15 protein-coding genes are annotated in these 15742 nt (G+C 72.5%); 11 read left to right on the top strand and 4 right to left on the bottom strand.

Annotated features, from left to right (window positions below):
* The first annotated feature begins 52 nt into the window (after positions 1–52).
* From POL25_RS18585 to POL25_RS18575, 3 genes are all read left to right on the top strand, one after another.
* The gene (locus POL25_RS18585) at positions 53–976 is read left to right on the top strand and encodes a DUF1684 domain-containing protein (RefSeq protein WP_272087428.1); all 924 of its coding nucleotides are present in this window, start codon (positions 53–55) and stop codon (positions 974–976) included.
* 413 nt (positions 977–1389) lie between these two features.
* Positions 1390–2340 carry a hypothetical protein gene (locus POL25_RS18580; protein ID WP_272087427.1) on the top strand — a complete coding sequence of 317 codons (951 nt, stop codon included), beginning with the start codon at positions 1390–1392 and terminating at the stop codon, positions 2338–2340.
* Between the two features lie 166 nt (positions 2341–2506).
* A complete protein-coding gene (locus POL25_RS18575) occupies positions 2507–2848 on the top strand; it encodes a hypothetical protein (RefSeq protein WP_272087426.1) in 342 nt (113 codons plus the stop codon).
* Here POL25_RS18575 and POL25_RS18570 read toward each other — a convergent pair.
* Positions 2781–4193: a thrombospondin type 3 repeat-containing protein gene (locus tag POL25_RS18570; protein WP_272087425.1), complete on the bottom strand. Its 1413-nt coding sequence runs from the start codon at positions 4191–4193 to the stop codon at positions 2781–2783. The two genes, POL25_RS18575 and POL25_RS18570, sit on opposite strands and share 68 nt — an antisense overlap.
* Positions 4194–4358: 165 nt before the next feature.
* Positions 4359–5717, bottom strand: coding sequence for a choice-of-anchor L domain-containing protein (locus POL25_RS18565; RefSeq protein ID WP_272087424.1), 1359 nt, complete (start codon positions 5715–5717; stop codon positions 4359–4361).
* 82 nt (positions 5718–5799) lie between these two features.
* On the opposite strand from POL25_RS18565, the gene POL25_RS18560 reads away from it, so the two are divergent.
* The 3 genes from POL25_RS18560 to POL25_RS18550 all read left to right on the top strand — a co-directional run bounded on the left by POL25_RS18560 (position 5800) and on the right by POL25_RS18550 (position 8695).
* A complete protein-coding gene (locus POL25_RS18560; protein ID WP_272087423.1) occupies positions 5800–7125 on the top strand; it encodes a M23 family metallopeptidase in 1326 nt (441 codons plus the stop codon).
* Between the two features lie 167 nt (positions 7126–7292).
* Positions 7293–8150, top strand: a complete 858-nt coding sequence (locus tag POL25_RS18555) for an MBOAT family protein (protein ID WP_272087422.1) — start codon at positions 7293–7295, stop codon at positions 8148–8150.
* 284 nt (positions 8151–8434) lie between these two features.
* Positions 8435–8695: a hypothetical protein gene (locus tag POL25_RS18550; protein WP_272087421.1), complete on the top strand. Its 261-nt coding sequence runs from the start codon at positions 8435–8437 to the stop codon at positions 8693–8695.
* A 256-nt stretch (positions 8696–8951) separates the two neighbouring features.
* Here POL25_RS18550 and POL25_RS18545 read toward each other — a convergent pair whose 3' ends face one another.
* Positions 8952–9722 (bottom strand): hypothetical protein, encoded by a 771-nt coding sequence (locus POL25_RS18545; RefSeq protein ID WP_272087420.1) that lies wholly within the window; start codon positions 9720–9722, stop codon positions 8952–8954.
* A 144-nt stretch (positions 9723–9866) separates the two neighbouring features.
* Between POL25_RS18545 and POL25_RS18540 the strand changes: the two genes are divergently transcribed.
* From POL25_RS18540 to POL25_RS18520, 5 genes are read left to right on the top strand one after another with little or no spacing between them, the layout of a single operon-like run.
* On the top strand, positions 9867–10523 hold the full coding sequence (locus tag POL25_RS18540; protein ID WP_272087419.1) for an RNA polymerase sigma factor: 657 nt from the start codon (positions 9867–9869) through the stop codon (positions 10521–10523).
* On the top strand, positions 10510–11607 hold the full coding sequence (locus tag POL25_RS18535) for a hypothetical protein (protein WP_272087418.1): 1098 nt from the start codon (positions 10510–10512) through the stop codon (positions 11605–11607). The genes POL25_RS18540 and POL25_RS18535 overlap by 14 nt, the downstream gene beginning before the upstream one ends.
* Positions 11604–12602 (top strand): hypothetical protein, encoded by a 999-nt coding sequence (locus POL25_RS18530; protein ID WP_272087417.1) that lies wholly within the window; start codon positions 11604–11606, stop codon positions 12600–12602. Before POL25_RS18535 ends, POL25_RS18530 begins: the two co-directional genes overlap by 4 nt.
* A gap of 19 nt (positions 12603–12621) precedes the next feature.
* Positions 12622–13788, top strand: coding sequence for a hypothetical protein (locus POL25_RS18525; protein ID WP_272087416.1), 1167 nt, complete (start codon positions 12622–12624; stop codon positions 13786–13788).
* A gap of 33 nt (positions 13789–13821) precedes the next feature.
* On the top strand, positions 13822–14262 hold the full coding sequence (locus POL25_RS18520; protein ID WP_272087415.1) for a hypothetical protein: 441 nt from the start codon (positions 13822–13824) through the stop codon (positions 14260–14262).
* 82 nt (positions 14263–14344) lie between these two features.
* Here POL25_RS18520 and POL25_RS18515 read toward each other — a convergent pair whose 3' ends face one another.
* The gene (locus POL25_RS18515; protein WP_272087414.1) at positions 14345–15196 is read right to left on the bottom strand and encodes a nuclease A inhibitor family protein; all 852 of its coding nucleotides are present in this window, start codon (positions 15194–15196) and stop codon (positions 14345–14347) included.
* Positions 15197–15742: the final 546 nt, after the last annotated feature.

The following is a 15742-nucleotide window of genomic DNA, read 5'->3' as shown; positions in this document are numbered from 1 at the left end:
CCACGACATGTCCTTCAGGACACATCTGTCAAGGCCGCCCCCTCGCGTACCCATGCGACCCACATTCTTTAAAAAGGCCCGGGTGACGCTCGCGCTCGGCGTGACCCTCGCCGCCTGTCGCCCGCAGCCGCCGCCGCCGCCCGCCGCCGATCCGGCCTTCGCCGCCGATCACGCCCGCTGGCACGCCGCGCGGATCGAGGCGCTGACGCAGCCGCAGGGCTGGCTCGCGCTCGCCGGGCTCTACTGGCTGCGGGACGGCGACTACCGGCTCGGCGCCGATCCGGGGGCCGACATCGTCTTCCCCGACGGCGCCCCTGCCGAGGTCGGCGTGCTCGCCCTCGCCGCCGGCCGCGTCCGCCTGCGCCTCGCCCCGGGCGTCGACGCTCGCCTGCGCGGCGAGGCCATCACCGACGTCTCGCTGCGCTCCGACATCGATCCATCGCAGCCCGCCGATCGCGTCGTGCTCGGCGATCGCTTCACCTTCCTGATCATCGCCCGCGGCGAGCGCCTCGGCCTGCGCCTCTACGACCTGCAGGCCCCCGAGCGGCGCGAGTTCGCCGGCATCGCCACGTTCGCCCTCGATCCGGCCTGGCAGGTCCACGCTCGCTTCGAGGCGCTGGCGAGCCCGCGGACCCTCGAGCATCCCACCGTGCTCGGCACCGTCCAGCCGGTCCAGGTCCCCGGCGTCGCCGTCTTCACGATCGCCGGCCAGGAGCATCGCCTCACCCCGATCCTCGAGCACGGCCCCGACGGCGACTCCTTGTTGTTCGTCTTCAGCGATCGCACCAGCGGCCGCGAGACCTACCACGGCGGCCGCTTCCTGCTCGCCGAGCTGCCGGTCGACGGCAGCGTCCTGCTCGACTTCAACCGCGCCCACAATCCCCCCTGCGCCTTCACGGCCTACGCCACCTGCCCTGTCCCGCTGGCCGAGAACCGTCTCCCGTTCGCCGTCCCCGCCGGCGAGAAGTCGCCCTGAAGCCGCGCCCACGCGCGTGGCCACCGTCACTCGCGGCGTCTTCTCTGACTGCCCGGCAACCTCGCTCGCGGTCCCGGGCATGACCGCGACGGAACGTCCGCGCCCCGGCCACCACGCGCACCGGAGCCCGCGTCCTGTCGTGCCCGTCACGCGCCCGGAGCTCATCCGCGACTCCGCGGAACCTCCGCGTAGTGCCCCGTCACGCTCCCGGAGCTCACCCGCGCGACTCCGCGGAGCCGCCGCGTCACGCCCATCACGCCCTCGGAGCTCACGCGCGCGACCTTTCGTGCTCGTGGGCCGACGGGCCCTGGACCCTCCGCGCACCGGGCTCGCGGGCCCGCAGTGCGCCGCGCACATCGGTCCGTTCGCGGACGCGACGGGCCATCCGCGCCCTGACTCGCTACCCTTGCAGCATGCCTCGCCTTGAACTCGCCCTATCCATGTTCGCCGCGCTCGCGGTCGCCTGCGCCGACGACACCACCGCCATGACCACCGGCGGCGACCCCTCGACCACCGCCAACGCGACCGGCCCTGACAACACCAGCGGGCCGACCACCGGGCCCGACGCCACCTCCGACGCGCCGACGACCACGCCCGAGCCGACCGGCGCCAGCACGGTCACCAGCACCTCCACCTCCACGGGCACCACCGGGCCGGGCACCACCACCACCGACGCCACCGGCACCACCACCACCGACGGCACCACCACCAGCACCTCCGAGCCCGGCACCACCGCCACCACCGACACCACCGACACCACCACCGGCGGAGGCGTGTGCGGCGTCGACGGCGACGACCTCGGCGCCGAGCTCGTGCAGCAGGGCAAGCCCGTCGCGTGCGGTCCGCTCGAGTTCACCGGCACCCGCATCAGCCCCGAGAAAGGCCCCCTGTGGCAGCTCGACGGCTGCGCCTGCGGTCAGAACTGCCTGATCCCCGACCCCTGGACCCTCAACGTCTCCGCCCCCGCCGCCTGGCTGCCGCTCATGCCGGCCTGCCCGCGGATCGTCGTCGACCGCGTCGAGGGCTTCGGCGGCTGTCAGTTCGCCGCCATCTCGGTGTGGGACCTCGGCGCGCCCGGCGAGCCCGCCGTCTACCACGCCGGCCGCGGCTTCACCCCGACCCAGGCCGCCGCCGGCGAGCTCACCGTCACCCCGCACAGCCTCGAGACCTGCGCTTGCGAGGGCTGCTGCCAGGACGCCGAGCTGTGGGAGCTGCAGTTCACCCTCGGCGGCGCCGACATCACGCTGAGCGAGGGCGAGAGCGCCCCGCTCGGCCCGCGCAACGCCATCAACTTCGAGTCGCACCGCAGCGGCCTGTGCGACGCCCCGCTCGAGGCCCACTGGGCGATCCGCAAGCCGGCCTGACCGCGCGCGCATGGCGTCGAGGACATGTTGATATGGACATGTCCTCGGCGACATAGCCCATGCGACATGTCCTCCGTGACATGTCCGTTCGGGTGCTCTTCCGAGCCCTCACGGCCCGGACGTTCGCGGTGGACAGGCGGGCGCGCGCCCGCCTATGCTCGCGGGCATGGTCCACCCCCTCGTCTTCGCCCTCGCCCTGCTCGCGCCGTCCGCCACCACCACGGGGGTCTTGAAGGCCGAGGACGAGCCGGCGTGGGGCACCTCGCCGACGATGGGCACGGTCAGCGACACCGTCGTGGACGAGGCCACGACCGGCACTGCGACTGACGGCACCGCCGGCGATGCCACCGGCGACACCGCCTCGATGCCGCCGGTCTACGAGCCGTGCGGCTGCAACAGCGGGGGCGAGGCGGGCGGCTGGGCCGCCCTCGCCCTGCTGTTTACTGCGGGATCACGGTGCCGACGCCGGCGCCCCACCACGCCACGCCCTTGTTGCCGAGCGGCGTGACGACCTTGGTCTGCGGGTCGATGCGGAACATCTGCCCGCTCGAGTCGAACGCCAGGATCAGCCCCTCCCAGCCGGCCAGCCCGTAGACGGCGGGGTTCTGGGGCAGCGTCGCCAGCTCGCTCTGGACCGCGCCGGTCTTCGGGTCGACCTGCACGATCACCGTGCCGGCGACGCCCTGCTTGTTGACCGCGCCGTAGGTGCCGACGTTCTCGATCGAGAACGCGTCGCCCGCCGAGGTGTAGCCGGCGCCGTACTGGCCGATCTGCTGGATGGCGAACATCCCGTTCTGCAGCGTCAGCTGGTACCACTGACCCGTGTTGGCGATGCCGACCAGCGCGTCCTTGTTGGGGTCGAGGATGCCCTTCGGGATCAGCGTCAGCCCGTTGAAGCTCTGCGGCAGGGTCCCGAGCTTGTACGCCTGGGCCGTCTGCGGGTTGATGACGTAGCCGCACCCGAACGTGACCGCGTACAGCACGCCCCAGCGATCGATCGCCACGTCGGTCACCGAGTGGTCGCAGTTGTCGTTGGAGAACTTGAAGTTGCTGACCATCGACACCGCGTACGGGTCGGTGACGTCGACGGTGTAGAGGTTGCCCGACGAGTGGGCGTAGATCTTGAACGGCGTCGTCACGCCCGGCAGGTTGCCGTCGTTGGCGAACGGGTCGTCTCCGTTGGGGATCCCGTCGCCGTCGAGGTCGCCGTCGCAGGCGTCGCCGAACGCGTCGTTGTCGGTGTTCTTCTGATCCTGGTTGGGGACCAGCGGGCAGTTGTCGACGTCGTCGGGGATGGTGTCGTTGTCGTCGTCGTCGTCGCAGGCGTCGCCCATGCCGTCGCCGTCGGTGTCTTCCTGCAGCGGGTTGGCGTCGTTCGGGCAGTTGTCGTCGACGTCGGGCACCATGTCGTCGTCGTCGTCGTCATCGTCGACCGGCTCGGTCGTCGAGGACGTCGTGCCGTCGGAGCTCTCACCCGTGGTGCTCGTGCCGTCGGTGGTGTCGACGGCGGTGGTGGCGGTGTCCGAGTCGGTGCCCGAGGTCGTCTGCGGGCCTTCGGTCGTGCCGGCCTCGGTCGTGCTGGTCACGCCCTCCGTCGCGGTCGCGTCGGTGGAGCCGAACGTGACGCCGTCGTCGCTGGTCGTCGGCGAGGTCTCGCTGCTCCCGCCCGTCGGCACCGCCGTGTCCGAGCCGGTGCCCGGTTGGCCGGTCGAGTTGTTACCGCCCGAGTCGGCGTCGGTCAGCCCGTCGGTCGACCCGCCGGTGCCGCTCGCGGCCGTCGAACAGCCAGCCAGCGCGAATACGAGAGAACATGTGCCAAGAGACAGGTGACGAAAGCCAGAGCGAACAGCCATGGCCGCCACCCTATCGTATCGCCGACGTGAGAACCACTGTCGCCGCCGGAGCCGGCCGTGGAGACCTCCGCGCGGACGCGCCCCCTCGCCCGCGAGAGCCCCGGGCCCACCGCCGGCCCGGGTGGATCTCCCGATCCGGGCCTCCGCGATGGCGATGACGGCGGGTCAGCCCGCGGTGCAGCAGGCCGGGTGACCCTCGCTCCCGCACTGCGGATCGTCGGCCGGATCGACGCACAGGCCGCAGCATTTCGGGTGGCCCTCGGTGCCGCACAGCGGATCGACCTCGAGCGGCACGCAGCCCTTGCAGTCCCAGCGCCAGTGGTCGACCACCGTCACGGTCGCCTTGCTGCTGTCGCCCATGTCCATCAACGCGAACGCGAACGTGAAAGTCTCGCCGGGGACCACCTGGGCCTGGATCGTCACCCAGCCGGTGGTGCCGTGGGTCTCGAACCCGGTGCCCGCCAGCTCGGGCGCGTCGGCGACGTAGCCGGCGGTCTCCATCGCCTCTGCCAGCGACGTGACCGTGAACGGCTGACCGTCGAAGAACGTGACGTTGCCGGTGTACGCCTCGCTCGTCGACCAGCCGATGAACATGTCGTTGTAGGTGTCGCCGACGAACGCCGGGTACTCCGAGGAGAAGAACACCGCGTCGAACAAAAAGCCGTCGACCCCCGGCGGGACCTCGACCGTGAACGCGCCGGACAGCATGTCGTTCGGGTCGCCGTTGCCGAGCGTCCAGTTGGGCTCGATGCTGTCCGAGCAGTCGTGGACCCCGTCGCACCCGGCGAACGGGGTCCCGCCCTGGCCGTTGTCCGAGCCGACCAGGTGGCTCATCGGCGCTGGCAGGGCGTTCGGCTCGTCGGGGTTGAAGTTGTTGTCGTTGTCGAACTGCGGCACGGTCTCGACCAGCACGCCGTCGCCGTCGAGCTTCTCGACCCGGCCGGTGCTGAGGACCAAAAACTTCTCGCCCTCGCGCGGGCGGAACAGCAGCTCGCCCGGCGCATTCGGATCTTCGGCGGTGCCGAAGCCTCGCGCCGCTCGCCAGGCGATCGGCTGCGAGTTGAACACGGGGCTCGTGATCGGGATGGTGTTCTCCGCGGCGCCCGGACAACCGACGCCGATCGCGTGGAACGGATCGACGTCGTCGCCCTTGTCGCACACCAGCAAGATGCCGGGCGCCCCGCACTCCTCGGTCCCCGTCGTGCCGCTGCTGCCGTCCGTCGTCGAGGTCGAGGTCGTCTCGTCGGTCGTCTCGTCGGTCGTCATGCCGGCGGTCGGGACCACCGGCTCGCTCGTGCTCGTGCTCGTCGAACTCGAAGTCGAAGTCGAACTGGTCGAGGTCGAGGTCGTCGTCGTCGGAGCTTCGGTCGTCGGCGCCGTCGTCGAGTCGTCGCTCGTCACCGTCGTCCCTGTCCCGGTCGCGAACCCCGAGGCGCTGCCCTTCTCGTCGTCGCCGCACGCCCCCGCTCCAGCGGCGGCGAGCGACACGACGAACACGCGAGCGAGCGATAACGTAATGCGCATGCGGCCTAGCTTCGCGAATTCGCCGAGGCTCGCCCAGCCCTGCCTTGTCCCCCGGTGCAGCGCGCGCGTATCGTCGACGACGATGACTCGCTCGACCGCGCTCCTGTCGCCTGTCCTGCTCGTCAGCTTCACGCTCGCTTGCGGTGACTCCGCGGGGCCATCGGGCCTGTCGGTGGGCACGATCACGAGCGCGTCGGCGCTGACGGCCACCGACGCCGCGACGAGCGATTCCGGCAGCACGGGCGGAGCGACCACGACCGACAGCGCGACCACCGCTGCGCCGTGCGACCAGCTCACGCTGTGTCCACCGACCACGACGTCCGGCGAACCGACGAGCACCACGCTCACCACCACCAGCGACGGCACCACGCAGGGTCCGCTCACCACCAGCACCACCGACCCGAACTTGCCCGCCGATCCGTGCGACGGCCTCGGCGACGGTCCGCACTGCGGCGGCGAGCTCGGCGGTCTCGCCGATCACAACAGCCTCTACCAGTGCAGCGGCGGCCTCACCGGATCGGTCACGCCTTGCCCGGCCGGCTGCGAGGCCGGCGCGTGCAAGGCGATCGCGCAAGATCCGTGCGCCTCGGCCATGAGCGGCAACGGCCTCTACTGCGGCGGCACGCTCATGGGCGGCGACGCGGCCGTCCTCTACGACTGTCAGAACGGCGCCACCGCCAGTCAGACCGCGTGCAACGCCGGCTGCAAGGTCAACCCGCCCGGCGTCGCCGACGCGTGCAACCCCGAGAGCGATCCGTGCCAGGGCGCGATGAGCGGCGACGGTCTCTACTGCGGCCAGAGCTTGCCCGCGGGTGATGCGAACGATCTCTACGACTGCGCCGGCGGCAAGACGGTGAACAAGACCGTGTGCCCCGACGGCTGCCAGGTCAACGCGCCTGGCGTCGCCGACGCGTGCAAGGCGGTGCCGAACGGCGGCGAGTGCTGCTTGCAGGTCCCGCCGGGCGTGGTCACCCAGGGCTTCTCGGCCTGCGGCAACGGCGGCTCGCACTACGGCATCGACTACGGCGTCGCGCTCGGCACCCCGATCTACGCCGGCATCGGCGGCACCGTGGTCGGCCAGCAGACCGGCCTGCCCAACTGCTACGACATGGGCTGCACGATGCAGTGCTGGAATGCCTTCAACTACGTCAAGTTGAAGTCCGACTGCGGCGACCCGAACAACCCGGCCAACGACCTGTTCGTCTACTACCTCCACATCGAGGGACTCGGCCCCGGGATCCAGAACGGCAGCCACGTCGATCAGGGCCAGCTCGTCGCCTACAGCGGCAACTCCGGCTGCTCGTCGGCCCCGCACATCCACCTCGAGACCGTCAGCGTGCCCAAGGGTCAAGGCGCGACCCTCAACACCTGCACCTCGGAGAACCCCCACGGCAACTTCTGCCCGTGAGCGCGAGGCGTGCGCTTCGAACGGGCTGAGCCGCGATCTCGAGCGGGTGCGCTCGCGCGTGCGCGCCGCGGGATCGTCGCTGCGGTGCGTCGGCGCAGCGGTGCTGTGACCTGTCCCACGAGCCAGCTGGTCGAGCGCGGCGCCGGCCGGGTACACTGCGCGCGACGATGCTCGCGCTCCTCGTCCTCGCCGCCCTCGTGACCGCTGGTTCGCCGCTGCGGCGCGCGCTCGGGCTGTGCGTCGCCCTGCCCGCGTTCCTCGCCCCGTTCGCCGCCAGCACCCCGTTCTCCCGCGCGCTCCTGGCGGCGCTGGCGTTCTGGGGCTTCGCGCGCCTGATCGACCTCGCCCGCGAGCCGCGTGAGTTCAGCCCGCTGCGCCGGGTCGTGCACGTGCTGGCGATCGTCGACAGCCGCCGCTGCGAGTGGGTCCCGCCGCGCTTCGACCCCGCGGTGTGGTCGCGGACCGCGGCCGCGGCTGTCTTTATGTTCATGTCCTTGTGGACAGGCGTCGTCCTGGCCCCGCAGGTCGGCGGGCTGCCGCTGCGCTGGCTGGCCGGCTGCGCCTTCCTCTACGGCTTCGCCGAGACCGCCGCCGGCCTGCTCGAGGGCATCGGCCGCCTGCTCGGGGCCCGCGTGCCGCCGGTCCAGCGCCACCCGATCCTCGCCCGCAGCCTGCGCGACTTCTGGGGCGAGCGCTGGAACCTCGTGGTCAACCGCTGGCTCCGGCAGCACTGCTTCGTCCCGCTGGCGCGCCGCGGCCGCCCCGGCGCCGGCCTCGCGCTCGCCTTCGCCGTCAGCGTCGCCCTCCACACCTGGATCGTCGCCGCCGCGCTCGACCTCGACATGGTCGTGCGGACGGCCGCGTTCTTCTCGCTGCAGGGCTTGCTGCTGGCGGTCGAGGGCCCGCTGGGAGTGCGCCGCTGGCCGCTGCCGTTGGCGCGCGCGTGGGCCCTCGGCGGCACGATCCTGCCGTCGCCGCTGTTCACCGAACCGATGCTGCGGATCTTCGCCGAGCTGGTGACCTGAGCCCGGGCGCGGCAGTCGAGCACGCCACGCCGTCCGCGCGGACGGCGTGGCCGCGGCGCCGCACGAGGCCGAGTCCGGTCCGATCACCCGAGCGGACCCTGCCACCGCGGTACAACGGTTTCGCAGGCGGACCGCGTCGAAGTCGCATCGTCGCACGGCGCGCCGCGCTTCGACCGTCACCAAATCACTTGCCCGCCTCGCGCTGCCGACCATGCTCCCGACGCCGAGCCCCGGACGGGCGAATCACCGCCCTGTCCCGAGGGACATGTTCAGGAGAACGATCCATGACGACCCCGAATCAGAAGAACCCGCAGCAGCAGGACGACAACCGCCGCGACCGCGGTGTCGGCCAGACGCAGGACGATCGTCAGCGCAACCCGCAGCAGGGCGGCCGCCAGCAGCCCGACATGCCGGCCAGCACGCCGCGCACCGACCGGGACCAGCAGCAGCAGCAGCAGGACCCGAACCGTGGCCGCACCGGCGTGGGCCAGGACGTCGAGACGGATCAGCGCGATCCGATGCGCAAGGATCAGCAGAACCGCTGAGCCCCTGCAGTCCGAGTGACGGTGCCCGCGCCGGATCGACCTCGTCGAGGTCGATTCCGGCGCGTCGTCGCGTTCGGAGACGTCGATCGGTGTTGCTTCACGAAGATGGCGAGACGCGACGCCGCATTTCTTCAGATGCGAGGCATCGCGTGTCCGCGAGGATCGCCGTCGTGGCTGACAATGACGAGCTCACGGTAACGCCTCGAAGGGCCGCGCCTCGAAGTGCGAGGCGCATGCACTGGGCGCTCCGAAGCGATCAGAGCGTGTCGCCCTCGGACTCGCCGTCGCCCTGCGTGTCGCCCTCGGACTCGCCATCGCCCTGCGTGTCACCCTGCGACTCGCCATCGCCCTGCGTGTCGCCTTGCGACTCGCCGTCGCCTTGCGACTCGCCATCGCCCTGCGTGTCGCCTTGCGACTCGCCACCGTCGCCCTGCGTGTCGCCCTCCGACTCGCCGCCGTCGCCCTGCGTGTCGCCCTGCGACTCACCGCCATCACCCTGCGTGTCGCCCTCCGACTCGCCGCCATCACCCTGCGTGTCGCCTTGCGACTCACCGCCGTCGCCCTGCGTGTCGCCTTGCGACTCACCGCCGTCGCCCTGCGTGTCGCCATCGCCCTGCGACTCGCCGTCTCCCTGCGTGTCGCCATCGCCCTGCGTGTCGCCCTGCGATTCGCCATCGCCCTGCGTGTCGCCTTGCGACTCGCCGTCGCCCTGCGTGTCGCCTTGCGATTCACCGTCGCCCTGCGTCTCGCCTTGTGACTCGCCGTCGCCCTGCGTCTCGCCTTGCGACTCGCCGTCGCCTTGCGACTCATTGTCACCTTGCGACTCGCCATCGCCCTGCGACTCGCCATCGCCCTGCGACTCCCCGTCCCCGCCACCGTCGCCGTCCCCGCCACCCTCGCCGTCCCCGTCTCCCTCCTTGTCGTCATCGGCCTGGTCGTCGGCGTTCTTGCCGTTCAGGTCGATGTCACAGCCGAACAGGAACAGGGTCGTGGAAAGGGAAAGGATCGCGGTGCCGAGGATGCGCATGATGTTGGGTCTCCCGCCCCGAGTCCCCGCCGCGGCCGGCCTGTTACAGCCGCTGGTCAAAAAACTTTTCGCCCTCCCCACAGTGCGCTTTCGCGCCTGCGATTCCCTGTAACACCGCGGTGCGATCGGGTACCTGGGGGCTGAGTGGGTTCGCTCCTGCAACTGTTACGTCCGGGCTCCGCGCCGAGCGCCTCCGAAGCGGAGGACCGCGAGGCCGAGCTCCTTCATCGCGCCCGCGGCGGCGACATCGAAGCCTGGTCGCGCCTCTATCAGGAGCACTTCGACCGCGTGTTCCGCCACCTCGCCTACCTCACCGGCGACACCGCGGCCGCCGAGGACCTGGTCCAGGAGACCTTCGCGCGGGCCTTCGTCGGCCTGGCCCAGTTCGAGGGCCGCGGCGCCTTCGCCGGGTGGCTGCGGGGGATCGCCGTCAACATCGTGCGCAAGCACTGGCGCTCGCGCTACCGTGGCGACCAGGCCATGGATCGCCTCGAGGTCGTCAGCGCCCAGAGCAGCGTCGGCACCGACGCCGACCCCGAGGGCGCGCACCTCCGGCAGCGCCGCGCCGAGGTCTTGCTCGCCGTGCTCGACACCTTGCCCGCGCAGCTGCGCGAGGCGTTCGTGCTGTGCGACCTGCAGGACATGCCGGCGCCGCAGGCCGCCGCCGAGCTCGGCATCTCGCCCGGCAACCTCCGCGTGCGCGCCACCCGGGCGCGTGCGCGGATCCGCAGCGAGCTCGTGCGGCTCGGCTGGCTCACCGAGGACTCGGCCGACAAGGAGCGCGACCATGGCGACGCATGACGAAGACGGCACCCCGCCCGCGCTCGCGCCGTTCGCCCGCGACACCGCCGAGCACCTCGATCGCCTGGTCGCCAGGGCCCGACCCGCACCTGACTTTGCGGCCATGTTGGCCCGCGCCCGCGAGCTCGACCCCGCCGCCGTCCCGGCCGACGCGGTCGCGCGCGCCGGCGTCCTGCCGCCCGTGGTCCCGCTCGCGCCGGGCCACGGGCGCGGCGACGCCGGGGCGCTGGCGCCGTTCACCACCGCGCTGAAGGCCGAGCTCGACGGCAAGCTGGCCGAGCGGCGCCTGGCCAGCATCCCGCCGGCCCCCGTCCCCGGGCGCCGCCGCCTCGGCGTGGTGTTCGGCGTCGTCGCGGCCCTCGCCGCGGCCGTGCTGCTCGCCGTCGTCGGCCCCGATCTCGTGGCCGAGCGGGCCGGCGAGCGCGGCACCGCGGCGGCCCTCGACGGCGCGGGCGGGCGTCACGGCGAGGCGCGCTTCGGCGGCACCACCGAGGTCCACACCGACGGCGCCGCCGAGCGGGCCGCGGACCGGAATGACATGTCCCAAGAGACAGTCACGAATGTCCCCCAGGACATGCCCAAAACGACACGTGAAAGTGCCCCCGAGGACATGTCCCGAGGGACATCACCGACTGTCGACGTCCCGGACGAAACGCGCCCGCGCAAAGCCCTCGCCAAGGACGGCCCCCGCCGGCGCAAGTCGCAGGAGGACGCCGCGCCCGGATTGTCGCTCGAGGACGAGGCGCAACAGCTGTGGCAGAAGGGCGAGCTCGCGGCCGCCGAGCGCAAGTTCCGGGAGATCCTCGCCCTGCCCGGCGCCGGCGCGCGGGCCGAGCTGGCCTACGGCGATCTGTTCGCGCTGACCCGCCAGTTGCGCGGCGGCGACGGCCAGGCCGCCGCGTGGCGCGAGTACCTGGGCCGCTTCCCCGCCGGCCGCTTCGCCGACGACGCGCGCGCCGGTCTGTGCCGTCGCAGCCCCGCCGACGCCCGCGCTGCCTGCTGGCAGGACTATCTCGAGCACCACCCGACCGGCGCCCACCGCAAGCAAGCCGACGCCGCCCTCGCCGGCGGGGAGACGCCGTGACCCACGACGCCTGCGCGAGGCCGGCCCGCCCGGCGAGCCCGCTCCGCCCGGCCGCTCGAGCGCGCGAGGCGAGCGAGGTGAGCCTGCGCGACCTCGCCTGCGCGCCCCTCGAGCCGGCCACCACCGCGAGCTCCCCGAGCTCCCCGTGCCCGATGAACGCGCGCCGCAGCCTCGCCGCCGCCCCCCTCGATCCGGCCACCACCGCGAGCCCCCCGAGCCCGCTCCGCCGCCTCGCGCCCGCCCCCGTCCTCGACCTTCCAGGCGCGCTCCGCCGCCTCGCTGCCCTGACCCTGCTCCTCGGCGCTCCGGCTTGCCTCAAGGAGTACACCATCGGCGGCGCCGGCTCGACCGACGACAACCACAACGACAGCGATCACGACAGCGACGACACCTCGCACGACTCCGAGACCTGTCCCGAGGGCCAGGAAGGTTGCGGCGAGGACACCGCCTGTCCCGAAGGCCAGGAAGGTTGCGATCCGACCTGTTCGACCGCCTGCGGCGAGTCGCCGTGCCCCGAGGGCCAGGTCCAGTGCGGGGAGGGCTGCGTGGCCGCGGACGCCTGCTGCGACGGCACCTGCGACGCCCAGCGCGAGCGCTGCGACGGCGGCGAGTGTCGCTGCCGCGACGGCCTGGTCCGCTGCGGCGAGACCTGCGTCGACACCCGCAGCGACCCGCGCCACTGCGGCGAGTGCGACAACGACTGCGGCGACCAGGGCGTGTGCAACGCCAGCAAGTGCGCCGAGGGCTGCGGCGACGGCCGCGTCGACTGCGACGGCGCCTGCGTGGTGCTCGCCGAGGACCCGCTGCACTGCGACGACTGCGGCAGCGCGTGCCCCGGCGACGAGCTGTGCCTGGCGGGCGACTGCCGCCCGTTCGCCTACGCGGGCGCCTGCCTGACCTGCCCGTGCCCGTCGGCCTGCGCCGGCGACCTCGAAGTCTGCTGCGACTCCGCCTACCTCGGCGCGGCGGTGTGCGTCGACAACGGCTGCGGCTGAAACACGCTAGGCTCGCCCCGTGCTCCTCGCCTCGACATGCGCGCTCGTCACGGTGCTGGTCGCCCCCGCGGCCGAGCCGGGTGTCGCTTCGGGCATGTCCCCGGGGACAGGTGACGCGACAACCGGCGAGCCGCAAGAGTTCCGGGCCGCGCGGGCCGACATCCGCGGGTTCGACGAGGCCGCCGTGCTGGCGGCCCTGGCCCTGCGCCTGCCGCGGCTGCCGATCGAGCGCCACGGCGGCGCGGCCCCGACCGAGGCGCCGTACCTCTATCTCCAGCTCACCCGCGCCGCCGACGACCGCGGGACGATCCGCGTGATCACCTCCGACGGCCGCGCGTACGAGCGCAGCTTCGCGGTCGAGATCGGGCAAGAGGTCCGCGTGGTCGCCAGCACCGCCGCGAACCTGATCTTCGCCGTCGAGCAAGGCGCGGTGATCCCCGACCAGGAGGACGTGGCGATCCCACCGCCCGCAGCCGCTCCCGAGCTGGTGCCACCCGAGCCGGCCCCGCCGGAGCCGCCACCTCCCGAGCCGTCGCCGCCCCTCGACATGGCCGAAGAGACAGGCCCAAAAGCGCAGGTCCAAAAGGACATGTCCGATCGGCCACGCTGGGAGCTCGGCGTCGGCCTGCACGCCGCGGCGGTGCTCGGCCTCGGTCCGCCAGCGTACGGCGGCGCCCTGGGCGGCGGCGGCGGCGGGCTCGGCCTCGAGGTCCGCAGTCCGCGGGGCCTCGCCGCGGCGCTCGAGACCCGCGCGATCGGCCAGGCCGAGGCAGGGGTCGGCCTCGGCCGCCTGCGCGTGGCGATCGCGGCCGGCTACGCCCTGCGCCGCGGTCGGTTCGAGCTGCCGATCCTGGTCGGGCTGGCGATCGAGCCGTGGTGGGTCACGCGCGCGGGCGAGCGAGCGCCGCTGGCGGCGTCGGGCGACGACGACACGGTGGCCCGTCCGCCGCTGCTGGGCGGGTTCCTGCGGCTGTCGCCGGGCTGGCGGGCTCGGCCGTCGCCGCGGCTCGGCCTGCGCGTGGGCCCGCGGATCGAGCTCGGCGGCAGCTTCGGGATCGACGACCACGACGGGCCGCGGGTGGTCGGCCTGGCCGACGCGGTCGGCGTGCCCCGCTTCCGCGTCGGCGGCCTCGAGCTGTCGCTCGGGCTGGAGCTCGCGCTGCAGTTCGGGCTCGGGCCCCGCTGACGCCGCGGCGGCGTCGGGGTAAAACCGGCCCCCATGCGCCTCTTCGTGTCCCTGGCCCTCGCCGCGTCGCTCCTCGGCTGCGCCCACAAGCCGGCAGCCGGCCCGGTCTCCCTGCGCAGCGAGTCGGTCAAGGAGGACGCCGCCGACCTCCAGCTCGACCTCACCTACGAACCCAAGGGCCCGCGCCAGGTCGAGCTCGTGCTCAAGATGCGGGTCGCCGGCATCGTCGAGACCAACAAGCTGGTCGCCGAGATCTACATCAAGGGCTTCAACGTCGAGGGCGGCACGACCCGCTGGGACGGCTTCGTCCCGCCGCGCACGCCCCAGACCTTCCGCGTGCTGCTGTCGGTCGCCGAGGGCTTCGAGGAGGCCACGGCGACCGTGATGCTGTCGCGCTCGCAGGACAGCAACCAGCTGCTGCGCGAGGAGCTGACGTTCACGGTCGACGACGGGGGCGTGGTCCGCAAGCAGTGAGGCTGCCTGGCGTTTCGGGCATGTCCGAAAGGGCATGCCTGAAAGGCCCTGTGTCTTCGGACATGCCCTGAGCGCCAGGGGCTCAGGTCTCGACGGTGATCGTCTGGATCCCGACCAGGTCGCCGTCGACCGTCTCGCCGATCACGAACATGTCGATCGCGCCCGACAGCCAGTTGCCGGACTTCTCGCCGATCCGGAACATCTTCAGGTTCACGAGGTGGCCCTCCAGCACGTCCTGGATCGCCTGGTATTGCTCGGCGCGCTGGATCTCGTAGTCGGTCCACCAGTCCTGCGGCGTCGTCATGTCGAGGAAGATCTTGTCCCACGGCTTCTGCTCGATCGTCTGCTCCTCGAGCGGGGCCTCGCCGTTCTCGACCACGATCTGCGGGGCGAGCAGCTCCTTGAGGTTGTCGACGCCGATCGGCGCAGCGTCGGGCAGGCCGAACACGGTCCACGGGTAGTCGGACTCGCTGGTCCACAGCACGCCGTCGACGACCAGCTCGAGGGCGTCGATCGCCGCTTGGGCGTCGGGCCCGAGGCCCTCGTCGCCGGTGGTACCGCTGGTGGTCTCGCCGGTGTCGTCGGTGGTCGAGCCGGTGGTCGTGGTGGTCGTCTCGTCGCCGGTCGTCGTCTCGCCGGTCGTCGCCTCGCCGGTCGTCGTCTCGCCGGTCGTCGTCGTCGTCGTCTCGGCGTCCGTCGTGGTGTCGACCGGCGAGGTCGTGCCCTCGGAGGTGGTGCCGTCGCTGGTGCTCGTGTCGCTCGTGCTGGTCGGCGCGGCGGTGGTCGTCGGCGTGCCGGTGGTCGTCGTCGCGTCGGTCTCACCGGTGCCGGTGCCGCCCGTCGTGTCGTCGGTGGTCGCGGGCTCGCTCGGGCTGCAGGCGAGCAGGACGGCGACGGACAGCAGGAGCGCGGAGGAAGCGAAGCGTGCAGGCATGCGGGTCGTCTAGCGCGTCCTTCGGGCCCCGGGAAGCCCGCGCCGCTTTTGCTGCAGCCCCACGCGCCGCGTTCGCGCGTACACCCGCGATCGCGCGCGCACGCCCGTCCGTCGCCGCGGACCGCCCGCGCGTGAGCCGCGGCGCCGGACCACGGGCGGGCGACATCCCGGTGACGGGCGCGTCACCGACCCTGCTCGCGCGGGATGCACCGACCGGCGGCGCCCGGACGAAAACTCAGGACATGTTCATGACGACATGTCCATTCGCACATATCCAAACAGACATGTCCTGCGGCCCCACGCGACCGCTGCCGCAGAACCGCGACAGCACCTCTCGCAACCCGGGCGCCCGGGCCTGCAGAGCTCCCCGGCGAGCTGCTCGCTCGACCGGCGGCCGCACCACGAGCAGACCTGCGGCGACGATCGCGGCGTCACGATCGCGCGAGCGGACGACCTCGCAAACATCGGATTCGGCCTGTCCCATCGGACAGGTACGCTCCACCTCGGCGTCCCGCTCGCTCGGCCGGCCACCGCGCCCTCGCCGGC

The sequence above is a fragment of the Nannocystis bainbridge genome (genome assembly GCF_028368995.1).
GTDB lineage: Bacteria > Myxococcota_A > Polyangia > Nannocystales > Nannocystaceae > Nannocystis > Nannocystis bainbridge.
Note: the sequence above shows the minus strand (reverse complement) of the source record. Positions and strands in the feature narration are given on the sequence as shown.